This is a genomic window from Flavobacterium glaciei, assembly GCF_003350545.1.
GTDB classification, from domain to species: Bacteria; Bacteroidota; Bacteroidia; order Flavobacteriales; family Flavobacteriaceae; genus Flavobacterium; species Flavobacterium glaciei.
This window is the reverse complement of record NZ_QQBA01000002.1, coordinates 213,370-238,718: the sequence shown is the minus strand read 5'-3', so window position 1 is coordinate 238,718 and position 25,349 is coordinate 213,370. Positions and strand designations below refer to the sequence as shown.

16 protein-coding genes are annotated in these 25,349 nt (G+C 32.8%); 9 read left to right on the top strand and 7 right to left on the bottom strand.

Translation table 11 applies throughout. The features are described from left to right. Positions 1-109 precede the first annotated feature (109 nt). Both DFR66_RS03005 and DFR66_RS03000 read left to right on the top strand, forming a co-directional pair. Positions 110-550, top strand: a complete 441-nt coding sequence (locus DFR66_RS03005) for a lipocalin family protein (RefSeq protein ID WP_114753359.1) — start codon at positions 110-112, stop codon at positions 548-550. Then, positions 531-827 carry a DUF721 domain-containing protein gene (locus DFR66_RS03000; protein WP_073355171.1) on the top strand — a complete coding sequence of 99 codons (297 nt, stop codon included), beginning with the start codon at positions 531-533 and terminating at the stop codon, positions 825-827. Before DFR66_RS03005 ends, DFR66_RS03000 begins: the two co-directional genes overlap by 20 nt. A 191-nt stretch (positions 828-1,018) precedes the next feature. Here the strand turns inward: DFR66_RS03000 and DFR66_RS02995 are convergent, their stop codons facing one another. The 3 genes from DFR66_RS02995 to DFR66_RS02985 all read right to left on the bottom strand — a co-directional run bounded on the left by DFR66_RS02995 (position 1,019) and on the right by DFR66_RS02985 (position 9,054). Beyond that, positions 1,019-1,438 (bottom strand): nucleoside-diphosphate kinase, encoded by a 420-nt coding sequence (locus DFR66_RS02995; RefSeq protein WP_072941331.1) that lies wholly within the window; start codon positions 1,436-1,438, stop codon positions 1,019-1,021. An 85-nt stretch (positions 1,439-1,523) separates the two neighbouring features. Further along, positions 1,524-3,113: a bacillithiol biosynthesis cysteine-adding enzyme BshC gene (bshC, locus tag DFR66_RS02990; RefSeq protein ID WP_114753358.1), complete on the bottom strand. Its 1,590-nt coding sequence runs from the start codon at positions 3,111-3,113 to the stop codon at positions 1,524-1,526. A gap of 85 nt (positions 3,114-3,198) precedes the next feature. Beyond that, positions 3,199-9,054, bottom strand: coding sequence for a T9SS type B sorting domain-containing protein (locus tag DFR66_RS02985; RefSeq protein ID WP_114753357.1), 5,856 nt, complete (start codon positions 9,052-9,054; stop codon positions 3,199-3,201). Positions 9,055-9,221: 167 nt separating this feature from the next. Here DFR66_RS02985 and DFR66_RS02980 point away from each other — a divergent pair, with 167 nt between their 5' ends. The 6 genes from DFR66_RS02980 to DFR66_RS02955 all read left to right on the top strand — a co-directional run bounded on the left by DFR66_RS02980 (position 9,222) and on the right by DFR66_RS02955 (position 19,458). Then, on the top strand, positions 9,222-11,423 hold the full coding sequence (locus DFR66_RS02980) for a B12-binding domain-containing radical SAM protein (RefSeq protein ID WP_114753356.1): 2,202 nt from the start codon (positions 9,222-9,224) through the stop codon (positions 11,421-11,423). A gap of 100 nt (positions 11,424-11,523) precedes the next feature. Then, positions 11,524-12,009 (top strand): acetyl-CoA carboxylase biotin carboxyl carrier protein subunit, encoded by a 486-nt coding sequence (locus DFR66_RS02975; protein ID WP_114753355.1) that lies wholly within the window; start codon positions 11,524-11,526, stop codon positions 12,007-12,009. Between the two features lie 103 nt (positions 12,010-12,112). Continuing rightward, positions 12,113-13,552, top strand: a complete 1,440-nt coding sequence (gene accC, locus DFR66_RS02970; protein ID WP_114753354.1) for an acetyl-CoA carboxylase biotin carboxylase subunit — start codon at positions 12,113-12,115, stop codon at positions 13,550-13,552. Between the two features lie 250 nt (positions 13,553-13,802). After that, the gene (locus DFR66_RS02965) at positions 13,803-15,344 is read left to right on the top strand and encodes an acyl-CoA carboxylase subunit beta (RefSeq protein ID WP_114753353.1); all 1,542 of its coding nucleotides are present in this window, start codon (positions 13,803-13,805) and stop codon (positions 15,342-15,344) included. A gap of 422 nt (positions 15,345-15,766) precedes the next feature. After that, a complete protein-coding gene (locus DFR66_RS02960) occupies positions 15,767-17,878 on the top strand; it encodes a response regulator (protein ID WP_114753352.1) in 2,112 nt (703 codons plus the stop codon). A 227-nt stretch (positions 17,879-18,105) separates the two neighbouring features. Further along, positions 18,106-19,458: an NAD-dependent succinate-semialdehyde dehydrogenase gene (locus tag DFR66_RS02955; RefSeq protein WP_114753351.1), complete on the top strand. Its 1,353-nt coding sequence runs from the start codon at positions 18,106-18,108 to the stop codon at positions 19,456-19,458. 130 nt (positions 19,459-19,588) lie between these two features. Here DFR66_RS02955 and DFR66_RS02950 read toward each other — a convergent pair whose 3' ends face one another. Continuing rightward, entirely contained in the window at positions 19,589-20,068 is a 480-nt protein-coding gene (locus DFR66_RS02950; RefSeq protein WP_114753350.1) for a hypothetical protein, read from the bottom strand. A gap of 1,009 nt (positions 20,069-21,077) precedes the next feature. On the opposite strand from DFR66_RS02950, the gene DFR66_RS02940 reads away from it, so the two are divergent. Then, positions 21,078-22,127, top strand: a complete 1,050-nt coding sequence (locus tag DFR66_RS02940) for a porin (RefSeq protein WP_114753348.1) — start codon at positions 21,078-21,080, stop codon at positions 22,125-22,127. A 299-nt stretch (positions 22,128-22,426) separates the two neighbouring features. On the opposite strand, the gene DFR66_RS02935 is transcribed toward DFR66_RS02940, so the two are convergent. Genes DFR66_RS02935 through rimO form a run of 3 tightly spaced genes read right to left on the bottom strand, consistent with a single transcriptional unit; the run spans position 22,427 to position 25,173 of the window. Next, positions 22,427-23,329: an N-acetylmuramoyl-L-alanine amidase gene (locus DFR66_RS02935; protein WP_114753459.1), complete on the bottom strand. Its 903-nt coding sequence runs from the start codon at positions 23,327-23,329 to the stop codon at positions 22,427-22,429. Between the two features lie 35 nt (positions 23,330-23,364). Further along, positions 23,365-23,820 (bottom strand): hypothetical protein, encoded by a 456-nt coding sequence (locus DFR66_RS02930; RefSeq protein ID WP_114753347.1) that lies wholly within the window; start codon positions 23,818-23,820, stop codon positions 23,365-23,367. Positions 23,821-23,859: 39 nt separating this feature from the next. Then, the gene (gene rimO / locus DFR66_RS02925; protein ID WP_114753346.1) at positions 23,860-25,173 is read right to left on the bottom strand and encodes a 30S ribosomal protein S12 methylthiotransferase RimO; all 1,314 of its coding nucleotides are present in this window, start codon (positions 25,171-25,173) and stop codon (positions 23,860-23,862) included. Positions 25,174-25,349: the final 176 nt, after the last annotated feature.

Sequence of the window (25,349 nt, the reverse complement as noted above, 5' to 3'; positions counted from 1 at the left end):
TGATTTAACCCGTATAGCCTAGCCCTGATGGAAGCGGCATCCCATCTCGTTCTCAAAACGAGATGGATATAGCGTACAGCAGGAATTAGCTCCTAAAAATAACAATTATATGAAAAACACAGTTAGCATTTTATTTTTAGCATTTCTTTTCGTGGCTTGTCAGCAAAAAGTAAAGCCAGAAGACATTTCAAAAATAAATGGGTATTGGGAAGTGGAGAAAGTTGTTTTTGATTCCATAAAGGATAAAGAATACAAGATGAATGAAGTCTATGATTTTTTTGAAATTAAGGATAATAAAGGAATTCGGAAGAAAGTGATGCCACAACTAGATGGAACTTTTTTAGTAAATGACGCCTTCGAAAATGTAACGGTTCGATTTGATGATGACAAAGTTTTTTTAGACTATTCAACTCCTTACATGAAGTGGAGTGAGGAGGTTATTGCTTTGTCAGCTAAAGAATTAGTGCTGTTGAACAAGGAAAAAACAGAATATCATTATAAGAAAGCAACACCAATAAATTTAATGGGCGATGGCAAAACGACTAAATAATCAAAGTACGATAGGGGATGTTTTGAAACAAATAATCCAAGTGAATAAACTGCAACCCGGAATGGACCAAATAGATGTGAAAGATGCTTGGAAAAACCTTATGGGGAATGGTGTAAACAGTTATACAAATAATGTAGTTTTGAAAGGGAGTACGCTTTATGTAGAGTTAACATCATCCGTTTTGCGTGAGGAATTAAGTCACGGAAAGTCCAAAATTGTGGCGATGATTAATGAGGAATTAAGACGCGATGTGGTGAAGGATGTGGTTTTGCGTTAGACTTCTTAGATAGTTAGATTTTTAGAATAGATTAGATATTTTCGATTGTTAGATATTGAGTTTTTTTGAAAAAAAATGACATTTTAAAAGAGCTAAAAATTAGATTAAAAGTAAAACCCGCTTCATAGAAGCGGGTTTTACTTTTAAAGAATCTAAGTAGTCTAAAAATCTGACTATCTAAGAAACTATAATTAGAACTGCTCTCTTCCAGCAAAATGGAACGCGCCTTCGATAGCTGCATTTTCATCACTATCAGAACCGTGCACTGCATTTTCTCCAATAGAAGTTGCATATGCTTTACGGATAGTTCCTTCAGCAGCTTCAGCTGGGTTTGTAGCACCAATTAAAGTTCTGAAATCTTCAACTGCATTGTCTTTTTCTAAAATTGCAGCAACAATTGGTCCTCTTGACATGAATTCAACTAATTCACCGTAGAAAGGTCTTGCAGCGTGAACAGCATAAAATGCTTGAGCATCAGCAACAGTTAATTGTGTCAATTTTAAAGAAACGATTTTGAAACCTGCATTTGTAATCATTGCAAGTATGTTTCCGATGTGTCCGTTAGCAACAGCATCAGGCTTAATCATTGTAAATGTTCTATTAGTAGCCATCTTTTTATTTTTAAATTTTGTGCAAAAATAGGTTTTTTTTATTGAATATTTTTACAAATTTAGCATTCAAATAATCGTTATCTGATTAAAGTACAATAATATCAAATTTACTGTCCAAGGGTTTGAGTTTTTTAATCAAAGTAGGAATCAGATTTTCGCCGTATTCCAAATAAAATTCCGAAAAATTAGTTTGTCGTTCCTGTAAACTTTGGTTGGGGAATAACTCGTTTTGCAAGGCAGTGATGCGTTGCAAAATATCACTTAACTTTCTTTTTTGCGCTTTAAGCAAGCGTTTTTCTAAATTTTCTAATCCTTTGGTCTGTTTGGTTTCCTGTGCTTTTACAGCTCCAAGGAAAGATTCATCAGTTTTGTTAGCTACATCATAGAGCTCTTGAAATTGTTTTTGTAATTGGGCTTTCAGATTCGTTAAATCGACTGGAAAATCCGATAATTCTTTGGTTTTAGCGGTGACTAAATGGGCTTGTTTCGAAAATAAATCCGCCCAATTCAATTCTAATTTGTCTGCTTTTTTAGCTTCTTTTTCAGTAGACAATAGTACAGAGTTTCTCAATAAAAGTATTGGGAATGTTATTTTGGCAGCAGCAAAAAACGATTTTAGTTCTAACCAATATGCAATTTCTCCTCCTCCGCCTATATAACATAAATTAGGAAGAATCACTTCTTGATATAATGGACGCATAATGACGTTAGGACTGAATTTTTCCGGATGATTTTCTAAAAGGGTAAGAATTTCTGTTTCAGAAAACTCAATTTTAGTGTGGTTTACTTTGTATCTATCGTTTTCAAAGACGATACGTTCTCTGATGTCATCTTCGATATAAAACAAATTGATTTCACGAGGATTTACCTGAATGGTATACTCTTTTAATTTTTCGGCAGTTTCCAATACCAATTTTTGGGAAGACTTATGCAGCAATTCTTCTTTTACAAAAGGGATAAAGTTGCGTTTTAAATCTTGATTATCAGCATCCAAAATAACCAATCCATACGCACCAAAAAGCGCATTAGCCAAAAATCTAGTAGCATCGGCTAAATTATCGTGATTGAGATAGGAATCAGTAAATAGTTTTTTTATTGTTTCTGCATTCGTACTGGAACCTAATTCAAGCATATATACTTCAAGAAATTCAGCTAAGCCCTCGGTGGACAATCGCCCAACAGGACCTGTGCTATCTTTGTTCCAACGGAATTTTTTACCTTTAAAGTTGAAATAATTAATTTCTTCAAAATCATGGTCTTCGGTTGCCATCCAATAAATGGGAACAAAATTATACGTTGGATATTTCGCTTTTAATTCGGTTGTCAAATTAATTGTCGAAATGATTTTATACAAAAAATATAAAGGTCCGCTAAAAAGATTCAGCTGATGACCTGTTGTGATGGTGAATGTATTTGGATTATTTAAAGCTTCAATATTTTGTTTGGTTAAAACGGAAGTTTCAATTTTTGAATATTGTTTTTGTAATGTGGAAACTAAAATGGATCTGTTGTTATTGTCGTAGTTGTTTTGCTTTTCAAGGATTTGATCTTCAAAGTTCTCAAGCTTTGGAAATCTATTGTATAGAGAATCTAAATTGTTCTTTTGATCTAAATAATCGTTCATCAAGGAAGAGAAATATCCGGAATTTTGATAGCTGATACAGTCGGTTGGCATGTTTTGAGTTTCTAAATTTGTCGCTAAAGTACTAAAAAGTAAAGTTATGTTTTTTTGGTTTAAGATATGTTTAGGAAATTAGTAATTATCGCTTTAAACTAAAATGTCCTTTGTATTCATTTCCATCTGCTCTTGTTGCAATAAACCAATAATCATCGGAAGGAAGGGCATATCCATTCATGGTTCCGTTCCAATCATTATTTTGGATTAATTCTGTGATTAATTTTCCATAACGGTCAAATATTTTTAGAGTCAAGTTGGTTTCCAAATCTGAAAATTTAATATTCCAAGTATCATTAAAACCATCACCGTTTGGGGTAAAATATTTGGGGTACATTAATAAAAAGACTTCATCTGTGGCGGTTCCGCAACCATTTTTGTCTCGGACATGTACGGTATATTCGCCACTAAACAATGCTGAAAATTGATTGCTGTCCTGAAAATGAGTACCATCAATTGAATATTCGAAATCACCTTCGCCGGATGCAAAAACGGTGATTGTATTCTGATTGTCGGTCCAATCTTGTGCTTCTACAGAAGTAATGGTGGCAATGTTTGATTTACGTACTTCAAAATTCTTAGTATTCGAACATGAAATTATACTGTAATTAGTAGTAACGGTAACAGAATAATTTTTTGGTTCTGTGACAAGTATCGAAGATGTCGTTGCGCCTGTTGACCACAAATAAGTGTCGAAACCTAAACCAGCATCAATAGTAATGGAATTGTTTTCACAAATGGGAACAACATCAGGAATTGTAATAATTGGCTTCGATACAAGAGTTAATTTCAATTCAGCAATGGCATAACAAGGAGTATTTGAATTGATACGGACATAGATTTTGTTGTCGCCTAAAGCTAATTTGTAATTTGAAAAATTAGTTATTTGATTACCTGTCAATTGATTTTCTGCACCTGAAAAAGTTGAATAATAAGAAAACCTATATCCTGAAGTATTTGAAATTAACTTAGAATCGTAAATTGATAGATTCACTTTCTCGGATCCGTCATTCAAATCATCACAAAATAATTCTTCATAATTATTTGCGGGTAAAGTGTTTATTAATGAAATAGTAACAGCTAATTTATTAGGGCTTTCGCAATTGTTTTCTGTTTGCGAAGCATAATAAGTCACACCGTCTTGTAAAGAAGTTGAATTGGACAAAAGAATTCCGGCTGAATTATACCATTTTATCGCATTTCCTGAAATCACAATGTTTTCTAGAGCTGGATTTTGACTGGAACACAATGTTTGATTTGTATTTCCTGTTGGAGCAGGAGTATTTTTGATATTTATTAGGACAGGAATTCTTTCGCTTTCGCAGCCACTAATGGTTTGAGACGCATAATAAGTGGTTCCGTTTTGTAGTGGAGTTGTGTTTGATAAAAGAGTTCCATTGGTTAAAGCATTATACCATTTTATATTTTGACCCGTAATAGCAATGCTGCTAATTATTGCATTTTGTTGAATGCAAAAGGTCTGGGGAGTATTAATTGTTGGTTTCAGTATCGAATTGATAAAAGAGATTATGGTAGCTTTGATTGCATCGGAAATACATCCATTAGCATTTTTGATTTTGATAAAATATTCTCCTGAATTTAAAAAAGTTGAAACTGCTAAAGTATTCCATGTGATACCATTGTCAAAACTATATTCAGATGCTACAGTATTAATTGTAATTTTCCCTTTAGAATTATTACAATTTGGTTGAGTAATAGTATAGGTTGGGATAGTAGGAAAGTCCGTAGGTAAATTTATTTGAATTGTAACTGATTCTGATTCACAGCCTGCAGAATTCTTAATCTTAATCTGATAGGGTCCAGAAGGTAAATTAGTAGCAGTAGCATTTGTTGTCCAACTTAATCCATTATCAAAACTATAAGCAAAGGCAACTTTTGTAATACTAATTGATCCAAAGGGATTTGCACAACTTATTGGTTGAGAAATGACATAATTTGGTATTTCTACTGCATCAAGAGGTGGATTGATAGTTACTTTAACAGATGGAGATGGGCATCCGGAAGAACTATTTTTAATTTTAATAAAATAGTCACCTGGATCTAAATCTGTAGCAGTAGGGCTAGAGGACCATGTAAGTCCGTCATCAAAACTATATTGATTAGCATTAGTATTTACAGATATTTTTCCTTTTGACGAAGTACAACTACTAGGCTGTTGGATTGAAATAACAGGTTCCTGAGCAGGCAGATTTACATTGTACAGATAGACAGAACTGTAATTTGATTCGCATCCTAAATTGTTTTTTATTTTCAAATCATAAGATCCTGGGTGCAAATTATTAAAAGTTCCACTAGTATACCAAGTGGTTCCGTTATCAATACTATACTCTGAAGCATTTGTATTTATAGTGATAGTTCCTAATGATTCACAATTAGGTTGGATTATTGAGTACAAAGGATCATTAAGAAAAAATTTGGGAACATAAATACTAAAAGGATAGGATTCGCATCCTAATTCATTTTTAATGATAACTAAGTAATAGCCTGAATCTAAATTTTGGGCAATAGAATTTGTACTCCAAGTAGCACCATTGTCAAAGCTATATAATGCCGCTGGAGTAGTTATTGAAATGCTTCCACCTGTTCCGCAAATGGGATTTGTTGTTGTGTAAGTAGGATTAGGTAAATAAAAAGGATAAATTGTTTCAACTCTCGACCAAGACTCACAGCCTAAGTTGTTTTTTACTTGAATTAAATAATTTCCAGCCGATAAATTTGTAGCAGTGTTGTATTGACTCCAAGTCATACCACCATCAAAACTATATTGATCAAAAATAGGATCTACTGTAATAGTTCCTTTGTTTCCTGATTCGCAAGTAGGTTGAGTAACTTGAATATTAAATCCCGTTAAATACTCCTCAGTGAAATGAACTGAATTGATAGTTTCCGAGATACAACCAAATTCATTTTTAATTTTAGGATAATAAAAACCATTAGGTAGATTAGTAGCTTTAGGGTTTGTCCCCCAAGTTTCTCCCCCATCAAAGCTGTAAAATGGTGCCGGTGTGGTAATTGTAATAGTTCCTCCTTTACCACAAGATGGATTAGTAACGATAAAATCAGCCTCTTTTATTTTAAAAGGCATTATTTCGGTAACTAGATTTCCTGACTCGCATCCTGCTGCATTTTTAATTTTTAGTTGATACTTAAATCCTACTGGAAGATTTAAAGCTGTAGGGTTAGTGCTCCAACTTAGACCACCATCAAAACTATATAAGGCGGCTGATGTCGTAATGGTAATGCTTCCTGTAGCGTTACTATCACAAGTTGTTGGTTGCACTATTGTATAAGCCAGATTATCAAGGAAATTTGGGTTAAGAACAAATCCATTCGCTGCACTTATACAGCCTGATTTGTTTTTAATCCTAAGAAAGCCACTTACGCTACCATTTGGATATTTAATGAGATTTGGATCTGTACTCCATGTTGCTCCATCATCAAAACTATAAAATGCAGCAGGAGTAGTTATCGTAACAAGTCCTGGAGTAGTGCAAGTAGGTTGTGTAGCGACAAATTCAGGAGCTTCCAGAAAATAAGTATTATTTATGGTAGCGGCAGTAAAATTTGATTCACAACCTAAAGATTTTTTTATTTTTAAGAAGTAAGTTCCATAATCTAAACCAGATTTTGTTGAGTTTGTACTCCACGTTACACCTCCATCAAAGCTGTAAGATGCAGCAGGAGTTGTAATCGAGATACTCCATTTTGATTCCGTTTCGCAATTTGGATCAATTATTTTAAATGTCGGATCATCAAGATAAAAAGGAGGTAAATAGGCATATTCAACATCTGATTCACAGCCTATTTCATTTTTAATTTTTATATTATAATAACCCGAAGCTAAATTAGATGCCGTTGGATTTGTTGTCCATGTTTCACCATTGTTAAAACTATAAAAAGCTGCAGCAGAATTTATTGTAATGCTACCATTTGTAGCACATGATGCATCTACTAGAGTGAATGTTGGTTTAGGTAAATAAAAATTAATTTTAACTTCAGAAATAAGAGATTCACAACCCAATGCATTTTGTGTTTTTAAGAAATAATTGCCAGGTCTTAAATTTGAAAAAATGGGTGTATTCTGCCACGTTTTTCCGTTATCTATACTGTATTTGTTTGAGGGTTTTAAAAAAGAAATAATTCCGGTTTCACTGCATGTAATTGGTTGATTAACTTTGAATTCAGGGTAAGAATTCACATACTCATTAAAATAAATTTGATATATATGAGGTTTAGATACACATCCATTTTCATTTTTAATTCTAACATTATAATAACCATTAGGTAAATTAGATGCAGTTGAATTAGTTGTCCAAGTTTCTCCATTGTCAAAACTATATTCGGATGCGGGTGTGGAAATGTTAATAGTTCCCCCTTCGTTGCATGTAGGTTGCGATATAGTATAAGCTGGAGATTCAATATAGAACGGAAAGAGAAAGACACTTTGTGCAAAAGATTCGCATCCGCTACTATTTCTTATTTTTAGTAAATAATTTCCTGAAGGTAAATTTGTTTTGATAGCATTATTTTGCCAAGTGGTTCCATTATCAAAACTAAACTGCGATGCTGAGGTGGTTATAGTGATAGTTCCTCCTGAATTACAAGTTGGTTGAATAGTTGAAAATGCTGGTCTGTCTAGTAAGATTGGGGGATCAATTGTTACAATTGTAGGTGTAGAAATACAACCAGAACTGGTTCTTGTTTGAATATAATATTTTCCGTATTCTTTTGTGACAAAGTTGGCATCTGTTTGCCATACCAAATCTTTTGTAACATAATTGTCATCTGAAAGGAAAGCCAAACCTTTATCAAAACTATATTCCATTCCCGGTTCATTAACTTTAATGTAACCATTTGTATCTTGACAAGAAGGTTGAACTACTATTACAGAAGGATTGGGAATTGAATTGTTTACAGTTATTTTTGAGCTTATGAAGCATTCATTTCCATCTGTAACTTTTACAGTATATTCCCCCAAATTTGTTTTAAGTGAAGGAATTGAATAAGATTTATTAGTTGCTCCGTTTATCGCTATACCGTTTAAATACCATTGAAAAGTTGTTACTAAATTCATGGTTTTATTCAGGTTAGCAGTCAATGTTAAATCATTATTACAGAAATTTCCACTCTGGATAATAGTAACACCAAAATTTTCAGAAGTATTTAATCTTAAATTATCATATAAGAAAGAAGGTTCATAATCAGTGTTAAATGATGGAGGTAATGTTTTCTCTGGTCCTATCATTATTGCGTTGATCTCAGTATTTGGGATGAAACTAATTGTTATTTCTCCCCAAACAGTCTGTGGTTGGTATAAAACTTTTCCAATTTCAACCCAGGATTGGTCAAATGAACTTGGATCTGAATTGGTATATAATGGTAAATTATCTTTTTTATTACATCCATAAAGTGTTACATAAGTAGGTGCTAAAAAATTAAAATCAAAACGTTTACTTAAGTTGGTTGTTTCGATACCCATTAATGTAGCAATATTCAGTGTTAACTGATAGTTTACTCCAGTAACCAATGGAGCTGATAATTTAGAAGCGATATATTCTTTTTTATTGTTTTTATATACAGCTCTCACAATTCCTTTACCGTCTGGAAAATTTTCAAGATTTTTCGTATAAATAGTATTAAAAACATTGCAGTCTTTGTTTATGTAGTCTGGAGATGGGATTGTTCCTTTTGTCCAATGATTGATTGTCAGAATATCATCAAAACCTTGAGGACAATTTGTTTTTTCTTCAAAAGAAGGATTCGGAAGTAGTGAAGTTATTACAGAGTTATTGCAAATACAATCACTATCATTTAAGTCAATTTTTCCGTCACCATCATCGTCAATACCATTGTCACAATTTTCTTGTGCAGAGCAGAAAGCAGAAAATAATAAAAAAAGGAAGAGTAATTTTAGATTCATTTTTATAATTTAAACAACCGTAAATGTAATTAAATATCTACAGATTACATAAAAACTAAAAATTGCATTATTTTATATTTGAATCTAAAGAATAAATAAAAATGTAGCCTTTTACTTTTGTGGAAAGAATAGAATTATCCCTTATTTTTGCACCAAACTTATTCCTCTTGAAAACCAAATTATTCGTAATCACGCCGCCTTTCACCCAACTGAATACTCCGTATCCGGCAACTGCATATATCAAAGGGTTTCTGAATACCAAAAACATTGAGTCTGTTCAAGCGGATTTGGGTATTGAAGTAATTTTAAAATTGTTTTCGAAAGAAGGTTTGCAAAATTTGTTTGAAGTTGGAGGTTTAACGTTTAGCGTTGGAGAAGTCTCAGATAATTCGAAACGTATTTACGCTTTGCAAGATGAATACCTTAAAACGATAAATCCTGTTATTGCTTTCCTTCAAGGGAAAAATCCAACATTAGCGCTTCAAATATGTCAGGAAGATTTTTTGCCTGAAGCATCTCGGTTTGCACAATTAGAAGAATTAGATTGGGCTTTTGGAACCATGGGAACACAGGATAAAGCGAAGCATTTAGCGACTTTGTATCTCGAAGATATCTCCGATTTTATTGTGGAATGTGTCGATGCTAATTTTGGTTTCAGTCGCTATGCGGAACGTTTGGGACGAAGTGCGAATTGTTTTGACGAATTGTACGAAGCCTTACAACAAGAGCCAACCTATATTGATACTATTCTTCTTTCTATTTTAAAAGAACGAATCGAAACCATTCAACCTACATTACTCTTGATTTCAGTTCCGTTTCCAGGTAATTTATATTCTGCTTTTCGTTCCGCACAATGGGTGAAAAAGCATCATCCAAAAATCAAAATTTCAATGGGTGGTGGTTTTCCCAATACGGAACTGCGTTCGCTTTCAGATGCACGCGTTTTTGAGTTTTTCGATTTTATTACTTTGGATGATGGCGAAGCACCAATTGAAGAATTGATAAATGCTATCACATCGAGCGAAGTCGAGATGCCTTTGAAACGAACTTTTTTATTAGAAAATGGAAAGGTCGTTTATAAAAACAATTCAACAAAACACGATTACAAACAATCGCAAGTTGGAACTCCGGATTATTCGGATTTGCTTTTGGATAAATATATTTCGGTTATCGAAATTGTAAATCCAATGCACCGAATGTGGAGTGACGGCCGCTGGAACAAACTCACCATGGCGCACGGTTGCTATTGGGGAAAATGCACTTTTTGTGATATTTCTTTAGATTATATAAAGGTTTACGAACCCGTTGCGGCCAATTTATTGTGCGACCAAATGGAAGAAATGATTGCCCAAACGGGCGAAAATGGGTTTCATTTTGTTGACGAAGCAGCGCCACCAGCTTTGATGCGTGCTTTGGCTCTCGAAATACTCCGCAGAAAATTAGCGGTGACATGGTGGACGAACATTCGATTCGAAAAAAGTTTTACCAAAGATTTGTGTTTACTGCTTAAAGCATCCGGTTGTATTGCGGTTTCTGGTGGTCTCGAAGTTGCTTCCGATAGATTATTAAAATTAATTGATAAAGGCGTAACGGTAGAACAAGTAGCTAAAGTGACTCGAAATTTCACCGAAGCAGGCGTTATGGTTCATGCGTATTTAATGTATGGTTATCCTACACAAACTATTCAGGAAACGGTGGACAGTCTGGAAATGGTGCGTCAATTATTTGAAGTTGGCGTGTTGCAATCCGGATTTTGGCACCAGTTTGCAATGACTGCTCACAGTCCCGTGGGTTTGTACCCGGAGAAATTTGGTGTTGTAAAAGAAACCGAAGCAATTGGAACTTTTGCCAATAACGATATTAATTATACGGATTCTACAGGAATTGACCATGATAAATTCAGTTTTGGACTCAAAAAATCCTTATTCAACTTTATGCACGGAATCTGTTTTGATTACGAATTGCAGGATTGGTTTGATTTTAAAATTCCAAAGACTAAAATTTCACCTGATTTTATTTTTGACGCTTTACACGAAAACGAGGATTTCAATATCAAGCCTACAGCAAAAATCGTTTGGTTAGGCGGAAAACCATTTGTGGAACATTTCACCAAATCAAAAAAAGGAAATTCCTGGGAAATGATGACTTTGACTTTTCATGATAAAAAGGAAAGTTTCAATATTCGAACTAATAAAAACGAAGGTGAGTGGTTAGTTGAGATGCTGCTTAAAATTTCTGTTGCGAATGTAAAAATTTTCACATTTCAAGAAATTAAAGCTAATTTCGAAATACAATTGGAAGATTTTGAATTGTTTTGGTACTCAAAGCCAATTAAAACCCTTAGAGAGTTTGGATTATTAGTTTTGTAAAATATTTCCATTTAACTATATCTATTTAGCATAATTTTTAATTTTTGGTTTACGAAAACGTTTTCTTTTACTTATTTTTACGAAACTAAAATAGAAACAAATGAGTATTGGTTATAAAGTTAATGTAAACGACACTTTTCATTTTGATTTGGAAAAAGAAAGTGTTTCACAATTGGATGCAGTGCGTGTGGAAACGGATAAATTCCATATTTTACACGAAAACACACCTTATCAAGCGGAAATCATCGCTTCTGATTTTCTACAAAAAAACTACACAGTCAAGGTAAACAACAATACTTATATTGTTGCCATTTCTAATCCATTGGACATTTTGATTAAGGAAATGGGATTCGAAACAGGTCTCTCCAAACAAGTCAATTTTATCAAAGCGCCAATGCCCGGATTGATTCTCGAAATTAGTGTGGTGGAGGGACAAGAGGTAAAAGAAAATGACAATTTAATTATTCTTGGCGCTATGAAAATGGAAAATAGTTTTCTTTCTACGCGCGATGGCGTTATCAAAACCATTTCGGTTGCTGTAGGAGACGCCGTGGATAAAGGACAATTGTTGATTGAATTCGAATAATTATATACCGCTAATTCGTAAATTATAAATTGAGTGTTGAATTATTCAACGGAATTGATTGTAGGGAATTAAAATTAGCGAATCTGCAGTTAAAAAATAAAAAATGAAAAAAATATTAGTTGCCAATAGAGGGGAAATTGCCATCAGGGTGATGAAAACCGCACAAAAAATGGGTATTAAAACTGTAGCAGTATACTCAACTGTCGATAGAAATGCACCCCACGTAAAATTCGCTGATGAAGCCGTTTGGATTGGAGAAGCACCTTCGAGTCAATCGTATTTGTTAGGAGGTAAAATCATAGAGGTTGCTAAGTCTTTAAATGTAGATGCCATTCATCCCGGTTATGGATTTTTGAGTGAAAATGCAGATTTTGCTGAAGAAGCCGAAAAAAATAACATCATTTTTATTGGTCCAAAATCGAAAGCGATAAAAATAATGGGAAGTAAATTAGCGGCTAAAGAGGCTGTTAAACAATACGACATCCCAATGGTTCCTGGTTTTGACCAAGCCATTACGGATGTCGAAAAAGCAAAAGTAATTGCGAAAGAAGTTGGTTTTCCAATACTGATTAAAGCTTCAGCTGGTGGTGGAGGAAAAGGAATGCGAGTGGTAGAAAGCGAAGCGGATTTCGAATCTCAAATGGATCGTGCTATTAGTGAAGCTATTGCTGCTTTTGGAGACGGTTCTGTTTTTATCGAAAAATATGTTGGTTCACCAAGACATATCGAAATCCAAGTTATGGCAGACAGTCATGGCAATGTCCTGTATTTCTTTGAAAGAGAATGTAGCATCCAGCGTCGTCACCAAAAAGTGATAGAAGAAGCGCCTTCTTCTGTTTTAACACCAGAATTGCGTAAAAAAATGGGAGAAGCAGCCGTTTTGGTAGCTAAATCCTGTGATTATTTAGGAGCTGGAACTGTTGAATTTTTATTGGATGAAAATAACAATTTCTACTTCTTGGAGATGAATACGCGTTTACAGGTGGAACATCCCGTTACGGAATGGATTACTGGAACCGATTTGGTCGAACTCCAAATCAGAGTGGCCAGAGGTGAAGAATTAGCAATTAAACAAGAAGACTTAAAAATAAAAGGACATGCAATGGAATTGCGTGTTTATGCCGAAGATCCTTTGAATGATTTCTTGCCTAGTGTGGGTCATTTGGATGTATATCAATTACCTGTTGGCGAAGGAATTCGTGTGGATAACGGTTTTGAACAAGGTATGGATGTTCCTATTTATTATGATCCTATGTTAGCCAAATTAATCACTTATGGAGAAACTCGCGAGGAAGCGATTCAAATTATGATTAAGGCCATTGAAGATTATCATGTCGAAGGCGTGCAGACAACATTGCCTTTTGGGAAATTTGTTTTTGAACATGAGGCGTTTCGTTCTGGGAAATTTGACACGCATTTTGTAAAAAATTATTACAGCGCCGAAATGTTAAAAAATCAAATAGCCCAAGAAGCCGAAATCGCTGCCAAGGTCGCTTTGAAACAATATTTTGAAGATCAAAAAATCGTACGCTTACCGAATTAAAATATTTTTTTTAACCATTAAGAGATTAAGTTTCATTAAGAAAAGTAAAACTTAACTATAATGGTTTTATTAGAATCTGTGGCTAATATTAAAAGAATAAATTAGCCACAGATTAAAATGATTTCCACAGATTTTTTTTAATAATGAGCATGAAATCTGTGTGAATCTGTGTAATCTGTGGCGAAAAAAAATTTGGCTTTAGTCACAAGCAAAAGGGTTATTAAAACTTAGCGGTTAAAAAAAGAATAGTATGAAAGACAAAATAGAGGCATTAAATGATAAAATTTCCGAAGCTCATTTAGGTGGAGGTAAAAACAGAATTGCAAAACAACATTCGAATAAAAAGCTAACGGCGAGAGAACGCGTTAATTATTTGATGGACGAAGGTTCTTTTGAAGAAATAGGGATGTTGGTGACGCACCGAACATCTGATTTTGGAATGGAAAAAGAATTGTATTACGGAGATGGAGTCATTACCGGATACGGAACCATAAATGGACGATTGGTTTATATTTTTGCTCAAGATTTTACCGTTTTTGGTGGTTCGTTATCCGAAACTCATGCTGAGAAAATTTGCAAAGTGATGGATATGGCGGTCAAAATGGGAGCGCCCATGATTGGACTGAATGATTCTGGTGGAGCACGTATTCAGGAAGGTGTTCGTTCTTTGGGTGGCTATGCTGATATTTTTTACAGAAACGTTCAAGCAAGCGGTGTGATTCCACAAATATCTGCTATTATGGGCCCTTGTGCCGGTGGAGCAGTATATTCCCCAGCCATGACTGATTTTACGATGATGGTGGAGGATACTAGCTATATGTTTGTAACAGGTCCGAATGTGGTAAAAACTGTAACCAATGAATCGGTAACTTCGGAGGAATTGGGAGGTGCAAGTACGCACTCCACAAAATCGGGTGTGGCGCATATTACTTCTACCAATGATGTGGAATGTCTGGAGGATTTGAAGCGCTTGTTAAGTTATTTGCCACAAAGCAACAAAGAAAAACCACACAATTTACCTTACGAACTGAATGATGAGATTCGTGCCAAATTAGCGACTATTATTCCGGATAATCCCAATAAACCGTACGATATGCACGAGGTTATTGGTGGTATTATTGATGAAGATTCGTTTTTTGAAATTCATAAAAATTATGCCGAAAATATCCTTGTGGGTTTTGCTCGATTGGGAGGAAAAAGCATAGGAATTATAGCCAACCAACCGATGATTTTAGCTGGATGTCTGGATGTGAACAGTTCGAAAAAAGCGGCAAGATTTACCCGTTTTTGCGATTGTTTTAATATTCCATTATTAGTTTTGGTGGATGTACCAGGATTTTTACCGGGAACTGATCAAGAGTGGAACGGAATTATCGTTCACGGTGCGAAACTGTTGTACGCCCTTAGTGAAGCAACCGTGCCGCGAGTAACTGTAATTACCCGTAAAGCGTATGGTGGTGCGTATGATGTGATGAACTCTAAACACATTGGTGCCGACATGAATTTTGCTTGGCCAACTGCTGAAATTGCGGTAATGGGAGCCAAAGGTGCCTCAGAAATCATCTTTAAAAAAGAAATAAGTGAAGCGGATGATCATGAAGCCAAACTCTTAGAAAAGGAAGCTGAATATGCAAATTTGTTTGCTAATCCTTATACAGCAGCGCAACGTGGTTTTGTAGATGAGGTAATTTTACCACAAGACACCCGACGTAAATTGATAAAAGCATTTAGTATGCTCGAAAATAAAAAAAGCATTACTCCTAATAGAAAACACGGAAACATTCCTTTATAATTACTGGCTAGAATTAAATAAAATAAATATTGAATTACCCCAAAAAGTTAAATACTATTTGGGGTTTTTTTAGAAAAAAAATTAAATAATCCGACTGCTGTCTTAAAGATAAAAATTATCCAGTTTAGATTTTTGGAAAAATAATCGTTTGGTTCTGGTTTTACTAGAATCAATTTTTTATAAATCTGTTGAAAATTCCAACAGATATTTTGAATTTTATTTAACGTCAGAGGACAAATTGATATCAGCGTTGCAATGGAATAAATGATTAAATAAATCGGGGTTATGATAAACTGCATTAGTTTAATGTGTTGGGTTTTTTTTATGATAAAAAAAGTTTAACTTGCGTCAGCAAAAAAAAGTGATATATCTTACAAAAATGGAAGATACTGGTAGTCTTTTTTTAGATTTGATTGTAACATATGAAAAAATTTATAGAATTAAATACGTATTCAAAACTATTGATTTTGATAATCTCAACAAGTATTTTCTTTTTTCTAATTTACATATTGCTTTATCTTTATACTGTTCAAGAAGAAAGTCATTTTTACAAAACTACGTATAATCAATATGACAAAGAAGTGAAATCTTTGTTTAGGCTTGATTCTAAAACAGCTACAGCGACTATTATTGATGTTACCTATTGGAATGAATTGGTTCAGTTTACAAAAACAAAAGATGAAAAGTGGTATAATCAATATGTTTTAAATGAATTTGAATCGTATGGAGTTGATTATATTGGTATTTATGGATTAGATAAAAAAATAATCAATAAAACAGTTTCTCCTAAGATTAGAAGCTTTGATTTTATCCCAAAAGAGATGATGTCTATGCTTTATAAATCTAAACTTAAAAGATTTTATATAAAAATTCCAGAGGGAATTGTTGAGGTTTTTGGTGCAACTATTCATCCTTCTAATGATCCTAAAAAGATTAAAACCAGTCCTTCTGGTTATTTTTTTATGGCAAGACTTTTAGATGAATCCTTTTTGAAGAGGTTAGGTATTATAAGTAACTCAAAAATCTACTTGTCTTCAAGTGATGCTGTGACAGCTAATGAAGATGATTTTGTTATAGTTAGTTTAGATCTAAAAGATTGGAAAAATGAAGTTGTGGTTAATTTGATTTTTAAAAGACCTTTTAATTTAAACTATACGAACTCAAAAGAGATTCTTTTTATTGTTGTTTTCGTTTCGTTGATAAGTATTTTTGTCTACGTTTATTATACTAAAAGATGGGTTTATAATCCCCTAAAGTTAATTAAAAATATATTAGAAACAGGCAATGTAAATTCTATCAACAGTTTAAAGAGGTCTGACGGTGAATTTGGATATATAGGAAACTTATTTGAAGAAAACAGCAATCAACGGAAGCAATTAGAAATTTCTAAACAGAAAGCAGAAGAAAGTGATACTTTAAAATCATCTTTTTTGGCTAATTTATCGCATGAAATCAGAACGCCTATGAATGCCATCATGGGTTTTAGTGATTTACTGCTTGATTCAAAATTAGAGGAAAAAGAAAGGTTAGAGTATTTAAAAATTATAAAAAATAGTGGTGGAAGTTTGGTTTCCATTATTGAAGATCTGATTGAAATGTCTAAAATTGATGCAAAGCAAATTACACCTAATATTAAAGGATTAGATATAGAAAAGTGCATTACAGAATTGTATGATTCCATCAAGGTCACGATTCCTAAAGACAAAGATATTCAATTTTATATCATTGAAAATTCTGAGAAACTGCAAGGAAATATTTTAACAGATGAAACAAAACTGAAACAGATTATTGTTAATTTAATAACCAATGCATTAAAATTTACAGATAGAGGTTTTGTTGCTTTTGGTTATTCAATAAATAAAGAAAAAGAAGTTTTAGAATTTAAGATAGAAGACTCAGGTATGGGTATCAGCGAAAATTATTTAAAAGTAATTTTTGATAGATTTAGAAGAATTGAAGGCGATGGGTCTATAGAATTATCAGGATTAGGTCTTGGGTTGTCTATTACAAAAGCTTATGTTGAATTGTTGGGAGGAGAAATAACGGTAAGTTCTACAATTGGTTTAGGTTCTGTTTTTTCATTTACAATACCATTAAAATTTGATCATTCCGTAAAGGCGAGGAAACCCAAAAAAGAAAAATATCATTATACTAATTATGATAATGAGATTATTTTAATTGCAGAAGATGATACCATTAATTACATGCTCTTGAAAAAAATTATAGAATTAAAAAACCATACTGTTATAAGAGCTAAAAACGGGCAAGAAGCCGTAGATATTTGTACAGAAAATCCAAATATTACTTTGGTCTTTATGGATATAAAAATGCCTGTTTTAGATGGTTTTCAAGCTTACCAAAAAATAAAAATGATAAAACCAGAACTTCCTGTTATTGCTCAAACGGCTTATTCCTCATTTGAAGATAAAGAGAAAATGATGCAATTTGGTTTTATGGACTGTATTACAAAACCATTGGATAAAGAAAAAGTATTCGAACTACTTGACACAGTTTTTATGGAAATGCACAAGTAAATTAACGAGATTTAACCTAATGTTTGCTTTTTTTTATTTGTTTAGAAAATTCTTCAAAATTTCACAAACAGGTCTATCTTTTTCTCGTGATTTTTTTCCATCCTTGCATTAATAGCTTTAATTTTACTAGTTCTAGAATTTTATCGAGTATTTGTGAAGTTGATACAATTTCAAACAATAAGTTGATTTCTAAAACTTACATTTCAAAGAATTTAAATTAAAAGCACATGATTTTTAAATCAATAAATCCGTTTTCACAACTTACTATTGGCGAGTATGAAGTCTTGACTAATGCACAACTGAATCAAAAACTACAATTGTCTGAGCAAGCTTTTAAAAATTGGAAGCAAACCACATTTAAGCAAAGAGCAGATATGATGCTAAGGCTTGCGTCTATACTTAGAGAAAAAAAACTGGAGTTGGGATTGTTGATTACTAATGAGATGGGTAAAGTTTTGTCTGAAAGTATTTCTGAAGTTGAAAAATCAGCTGGAAACTGCGATTTCTATGCCCAGAATGCAGAGCAGTTTTTAAAGGATGAATATTACAATACTCCTTTCAAGAGTATGTCTGTTTATGACCCAATGGGAGCAGTATTTGCAATAATGCCATGGAATTATCCTTTTTGGCAAGTATTGCGTTATGCAGCTCCAGCAATTATGGCGGGAAATGTAACGCTTTTAAAACATGCATCTAACGTTATTGGTTGCGCAAAAGCAATTGAAAATGTATTTTTAGAAGCGGGTTTTCCTGAAGGTGTTTTTCAACAAATCACAATAGAAATTCCTCAAATTGAAAGTGTAATTGCGTCTAATATTGTACAAGGAGTTACTTTGACTGGGAGTGAAATGGCGGGTTCATCAGTTGCTTCGTTGGCAGGAAAACACATCAAGAAATCTGTAATGGAATTGGGTGGTTCGGATGCTTTTATAGTTTTGAATGATGCAAATCTTGAAAATGCGGCAACGATTGCTGCACAATCCAGAATGTTAAACGCAGGTCAGGCATGTATTTGTGCCAAACGATTTATTGTTACTGAAAAAGTAGCAGATGAATTTACGGCTCTCTTTAGCCAGAAAATAAAATCATTGCATCAAGGAAATCCATTGCAAGAAGGAATTAATATGGGGCCGCTAGCTCGGTTGGATTTAGCTGAAAAATTAGCAATTCAATTGGAAAAATCATTGTTACAAGGCGCAAAATTAATAGTAGGAGGAGAGCGGGATGACTGCAATTTTAAACCCACATTAATTGATTTTGTTGATACTAATAATATTGCGTTTCAAGAAGAAACATTTGGTCCATTGGCTACAATTACTAGAGCTAAGGATGCGCATGATGCTGTGAATATTGCTAATAATCATAGATATGGTTTAGGTGCTGCAATCTGGTCAGATGACCGCAAAAATGCCTATTTATTAGCACGAAAAATTGAAGCCGGAAATGTATTCGTGAATTCGTTAGTGAGGTCGGATTCTAGAATTCCTTTTGGAGGTGTAAAAAAATCAGGATACGGAAGAGAATTAGGTGCAATAGGAATCAAAGAATTTATGAACGTGAAATCATTGATTATAGAATAATTGTATTGAATACTATTTATAAATAAAGAAACGAGAACAGAAATTGTGTTTTATACAAATCTGTCCTCGTTTTTTTATTCAATATATTTCTACTTCATAAAGTAGAGATATGAATTTATTATCAAATTTTTTAATAAGTATAAATAGCTGCTTTTAAGTTTTTGGGTTTATTAGAAAGAATCACGATAAATTGAGAACCTTTATCAGCTGCATTTTGTTTTAATCGTTTCTCACCGTTATCAATAAACGATAATGGAGTTTCTCCCTTAGTTCCTGAATAGAAACTAGTAATCAATCCAGTTTCTTTCAATCCTTTAGTTTGATGTTTTTTTAGTACAACAACCTTTTTATAATCGGATTTCCCATTCAGTTGAATTTTTTCAGATATGACTTCAGAGGTGCTTTTTGATTTTTCATTCAACTGTGACACGGCATATTGACTTATTGTCTTTTCTTCAGCGCTTTTAGGTAGTGTGTAATAAACCAAATTATTTTCATTTTTTATAAAGTTTATTTCAATTGTTTCTCCATCATGTTTAACGATTTGATGGGTTTGCGCGATTAATGAAGACGTAAATAAAATAGTGAATGTTATAAATAAATTTTTCATGTGTTTAAATAATAGGATGTGAATATGAATTTGTTTTCAATTTGCGATGTATGGTAATAATGGTTTTAATAAAAAATGGAATAGACTATTCTGGTGGAGGAGTCAGATTTTTTATCACAAACTCCTTGACTATAAATAAGTCAAAAGAACTAAAACTGTTTTTGATTAAAGAATAACATTTGAAACAATTAAAAAATTCAATTGAATCTATAAAAACTAATTTTAGTTTGCTCTCATTAGTGTTTTCTTCAGTATTATTTTCTGCTAATTCGTATAAATCGTATTGCTTCTCAAACATAAATATTGAAAACTTATCACTAACCCAAATAAAGGTGAAAGTGACAGCTACAAGTAAAATGATGATTTTTGATATCGTGTTAAACATGACATAAATATACAAAAATAGCAATCTTTAAACAATTAAAATTTTCATAAAATCAGTTTTAATAATGGTGGAATTTAGGTTTTTACAATTCTGGATTCAGTTCTAATTTTTGGAAGTGTAAATAGTGTTGAGAACGATTAAAATACTTCAAATTGATGTTAGTGAGAATGTATTCAATATTTTAGTTGTTTTTTTTAATTATTTTTTAAAATTGAGTTTGAGTATAAAATAATAGGGGTATATAATTTATGACATATATAAAAACGCATAAATAGCTAATTTTTTATCTTATATAATATTTTAGTATAAAAAAATAGGGGGTGTGTAGTTTTTAGTATTTATTGTATTTTTAAAATAGTTACTTAAAAATACGGAATATCTATTATTTTTTGTTGAATTTTAGTTATTAATAATTCTTCTCAAAACAAAGTAAAAAAGTGCTAAATAGTAATTAAAGTGAATTAAAAGTTAATAAATTCGCTTCATAAACTAGAGAAATTTACATTTTATAAAGAGAATTAAAGTGCAGTTTTCTTTAGTTTTTGAAATTATATTTTTTCAAAGAAGGATAAACCAAGACCAATATATTAACCAAACTAGATTACTAATTAAAACCATTTAAAGATGAAAAAATTCCTAACTATTTTAGCATTATCGCTAATAACAAGTTTAACTTTTGCACAAGATACTACTGTTGTACCTTCAACTACTTTTGCAGGTTCTGCTGATGCCTATTATAAATATGATTTCTCGGGAGTAGACAACAGTTTTACCAGCTTTACAAATTCACACAATTCTTTTGAATTAGGTATGGCTTCCATTGAAGCATCTCACAAAATGGGTAAAGCTTCAGTTTTTGTTGACTTGGGTTTCGGTAGCAGAGCTTCTCAATTTACTTATAATGACGACTCAACTACATTTATGATTAAGCAATTGAATTTTACCTATGAGTTTTCAGATAAATTTAAAGTAACTGCAGGAAGTTTTGGAACTCATGTTGGCTATGAATTATTGGATGCAGTAGACAATAAAAACTACAGTATGTCATATGCATTTACGTATGGACCGTTTTTTAATACGGGTGTTAAAGCACAATATACTTCTGGAAAATTTACCTTTATGGCTGGGGTTTCAAATCCAACAGATTTTAAAACCACAATCGAAGCGGGGTCTAGCCAAAAAACTTTCATTGGTCAACTAGGGTATATTGGTGACACTGGAAGTGCATATTTCAATGTTACTTCCGGAAGTAGCAATCCTATTTCTGATGAAAATAAAACACAATTTGATTTTGTAGGTTCAAAAAAAGTTAGTGACTCTTTCTCTTTAGGATTCAACGGTACGTATGCAATGACTAACAATGACTTTGATAGTTCTTTGGATGGTGAATGGTTTGCTCTAGTAGGATATGCTAATTTCGCATTCAAAGAGTCATTAAGCTTAGCTTACAGATTAGAGTATTTAGATGCTAAAAATGCTACTGCGGGACTTGGTTCACTTGCTGGAACTAGTATTGTAGGTAATACGTTGTCATTAAATTATAAGGTAGGAAACTTGACTATTATTCCTGAGTTCCGTGTTGACAAAGCTTCAGAAGATATTTTTACAAATAGTGATGCTGCGCCAAAAGGTTTAACAGCTTATGCCTTACTGGCGACTACTTACTCGTTCTAGTATTGAATTAATATTTTTTTTGCTGCTAAGATGCTTTCAAGTATTTTGGCAGCTTTTTTTTGTTAAGATGTAATAGCTGTTTTTGTTAGTAATTCAAAAAGTTGACTGATTTATGCTATACTGCAATAACTTCTTATACTAGTTGTGAAATGTTTTTTTGTCAAAAACTCTGAGGAAGTATAACTTTGAGTAGTAATAAACTAAGTGAAGAGTTTGAATTAATGTGGCTTTAAATACAAAACGGTCTTTTGAAAGATTCAAAAAACCGTTTTTATGGTAATGTATATTATGTAAACAGCTTATTGTTTTTTATAAATGGAATAAATGGTGTTTCTAGTTTTTTCATCCAATACAGCATTAACTTCTGTTTGTATATAATGTAATTTAAAAGCAGTTATAGCTGCTGGTAGATTTTTTGTATCATACCCTATAATTCGCAATCCTTGTTCAACATTAAAATCAATTGGAGCATTTTCTAAAAATTCATCTGGCCAAAGACCAAAACCTTTGTCTGCTAATATTTTCCAAGGAAATAATTGACTAGGATCTTTTTTTCTAGTTGGAGCAATATCTGCATGTCCAATGATGTTTTGAGTAGGAATGTTGTAATCTTTTTTTAGCTTAGTCAAAAGAGCCAGTAAGCTATTGATTTGTAATTCAGAAAAAACTTCGAATCCATTGTTGTCTAATTCAATGCCTATTGATGCCGAGTTGATATCTGTATTTCTTCCCCAGGTACCAGCACCTGCATGCCAAGCTCTTAAATAATCATTCAACATTTGCACTACTTTACCATCGTCTGAAATTAGATAATGGGAGCTCACTTGTGATTCTATTTTTGTAAATGTTTTTAATGTTTGCTGTAATGAATCCTGTGCAGTATGATGGATAATAATGAAATTTGGCTTTCTTAAATTAAAATTTACGGTTCCTATCCATTCTGTATTTACGCCGTTTTGCAGAGGCGTAGGACCCATTTTGAAAAGTGTGTCTTTGTATGTATGTAACTGTTTCGTGTATACTGTGTCAATGTTTATTTCTACATGGGGTATAACAGTTAATGGCTTTGAATCTTTATTAGAAATAGTTTCTTTTAATGTTTTTAGCTTTGAATCATATATTTTTTCACTCTTTTTATAAGGATTTGTAGAGCAAGATGCAGCGATAACTGTCAAAATAAGGTAATAGAAAATTTTTCTCATGTAGGTTTTCATTTAGCAACATACTAAAAAATCGATTAATTGGATTTCTTTTTAGATTTCGATTTTTTAGGATTTTTAGCTTCTTCGTTCATGGCTATATATTTTATCTTCTGGTCCTTGTTTAATAATTCCATTACTTTTCTATCAGTAGTTTCAGAAAGAGCCGTTATGTTTTTAATTTTGTCTTCTTGACTAACTTCTGCTTTTATAAGCATGCCTTGCGTTTTTATACTTTCGGTCAAAATATTCGAAATTGCTATTATCTGAAGTTCGTCTAGTATGAGTTCCGGCTGAATTCTCTTAATAATTTTTTCTACCGTTACTTCAACTGGAATTTCTTTTGGTTTGTCTTGGGTTCTGGATTGATCCATAGCACTGTTCATTCTACGATTATTTCCATTTCCAAAACCATTATTCCCGAATTGTGCAGAAATTATATTTGTTGATAATAAAATAAACGCGATGATTAATAATGATTGAATTGATTTCATATTTATTTTTTAAAATGGATTAAAATCGTCTTTAGAAAATTACGCAGGCTCTCCGTACAAATCAAATTCTGTAGCCTCAATTATTTTGATCATTGCAAATTCACCCGTTTTTACATAATGTTTTGATGCGTCAATCAAAACCTCATTATCTACATCTGGGCTGTCAAATTCAGTTCTTCCTACAAAATGGCCACCTTCTTTTCTGTCAATAATACATTTAAATGTCTGTCCTACTTTCTCTTGATTTAAGTCCCAAGAAATTTGCGACTGTAATTCCATAATTTCGTTAGCACGTTCTTGCTTTACATTGTCCGGCACATCATCTTCTAGTGCGTAAGCATGTGTGTTTTCTTCATGAGAATAAGCAAAACATCCCATTCTGTCAAACTTCATTTCTTGAACAAAATCTTTCAAGATATTGAAATCTTCTTGAGTTTCTCCTGGATATCCTACAATCAAAGTTGTACGAATAGCCATTCCGGGTACAGCAGCACGGAAATCTTTCAATAATTTTGTTGTTTTTTCTTGAGTGGTTCCACGACGCATTGATTTCAGGATAGAATCTGAAATGTGTTGTAACGGAATGTCAATATAATTACAAATTTTAGGCTCGCGTTTCATGATTTCTAAAACATCCATTGGAAAACCGGTTGGAAAAGCATAATGCAAACGAATCCATTCAATTCCTTCAACTTTTACTAACGCTTCCAATAGTTCTCCAAGAGCTCTTTTTTTGTAAATATCTAATCCGTAATAGGTTAAGTCTTGAGCGATCAAGATCAATTCCTTTACTCCATTTTTAGCCAAGCCTTCAGATTCTTTAACTAATTTTTCAATGGTTTGCGAAACGTTTTTTCCTCGCATCAACGGAATGGCGCAAAAGCTGCAAGGTCTATCACAACCCTCTGAAATTTTTAAATACGCATAATTTTTTGGAGTTGTAGTCAATCTTTCTCCCAGTAATTCATGCTTATAATCTGCTCCTAAAGCTTTTAATAATTGAGGTAACTCTGTAGTTCCAAAAAACTGGTCTACATTTGGTATTTCTTTTTCTAAATCGGGTCTGTAACGTTCAGATAAACATCCGGTAACGAATACTTTATCGACCAATCCTCTTTCTTTTTTGTCTGCATATTCCAAAATCATATTTACTGATTCTGCTTTAGCATTATCTATAAATCCACAAGTATTTATTACAATGATATTTCCCTCTTCTGCTTCTGGAGCTTCGTGTGTAACGTCCTTTCCACTTGCGCGAAGTTGTCCCATTAAGACTTCACTATCATATACATTTTTCGAACACCCTAGAGTGATTACGTTGATTTTATTCTTTTTTAAAGACTTAGTTCTCATAACATTAGAATCCCTATAATTTGGGAATTTTGCAAAATTACAATTTTTATTTTTAGGACCATAAATCTTTGTGTTTTTTATAGAGCTATTCCTGCTGTACGTTTCAAACAAAGTTTATTGAACTCGCATAATAATGAAAGCTAGTTTGAAGTAATCTCCCAAAATTAAGGGAGGAT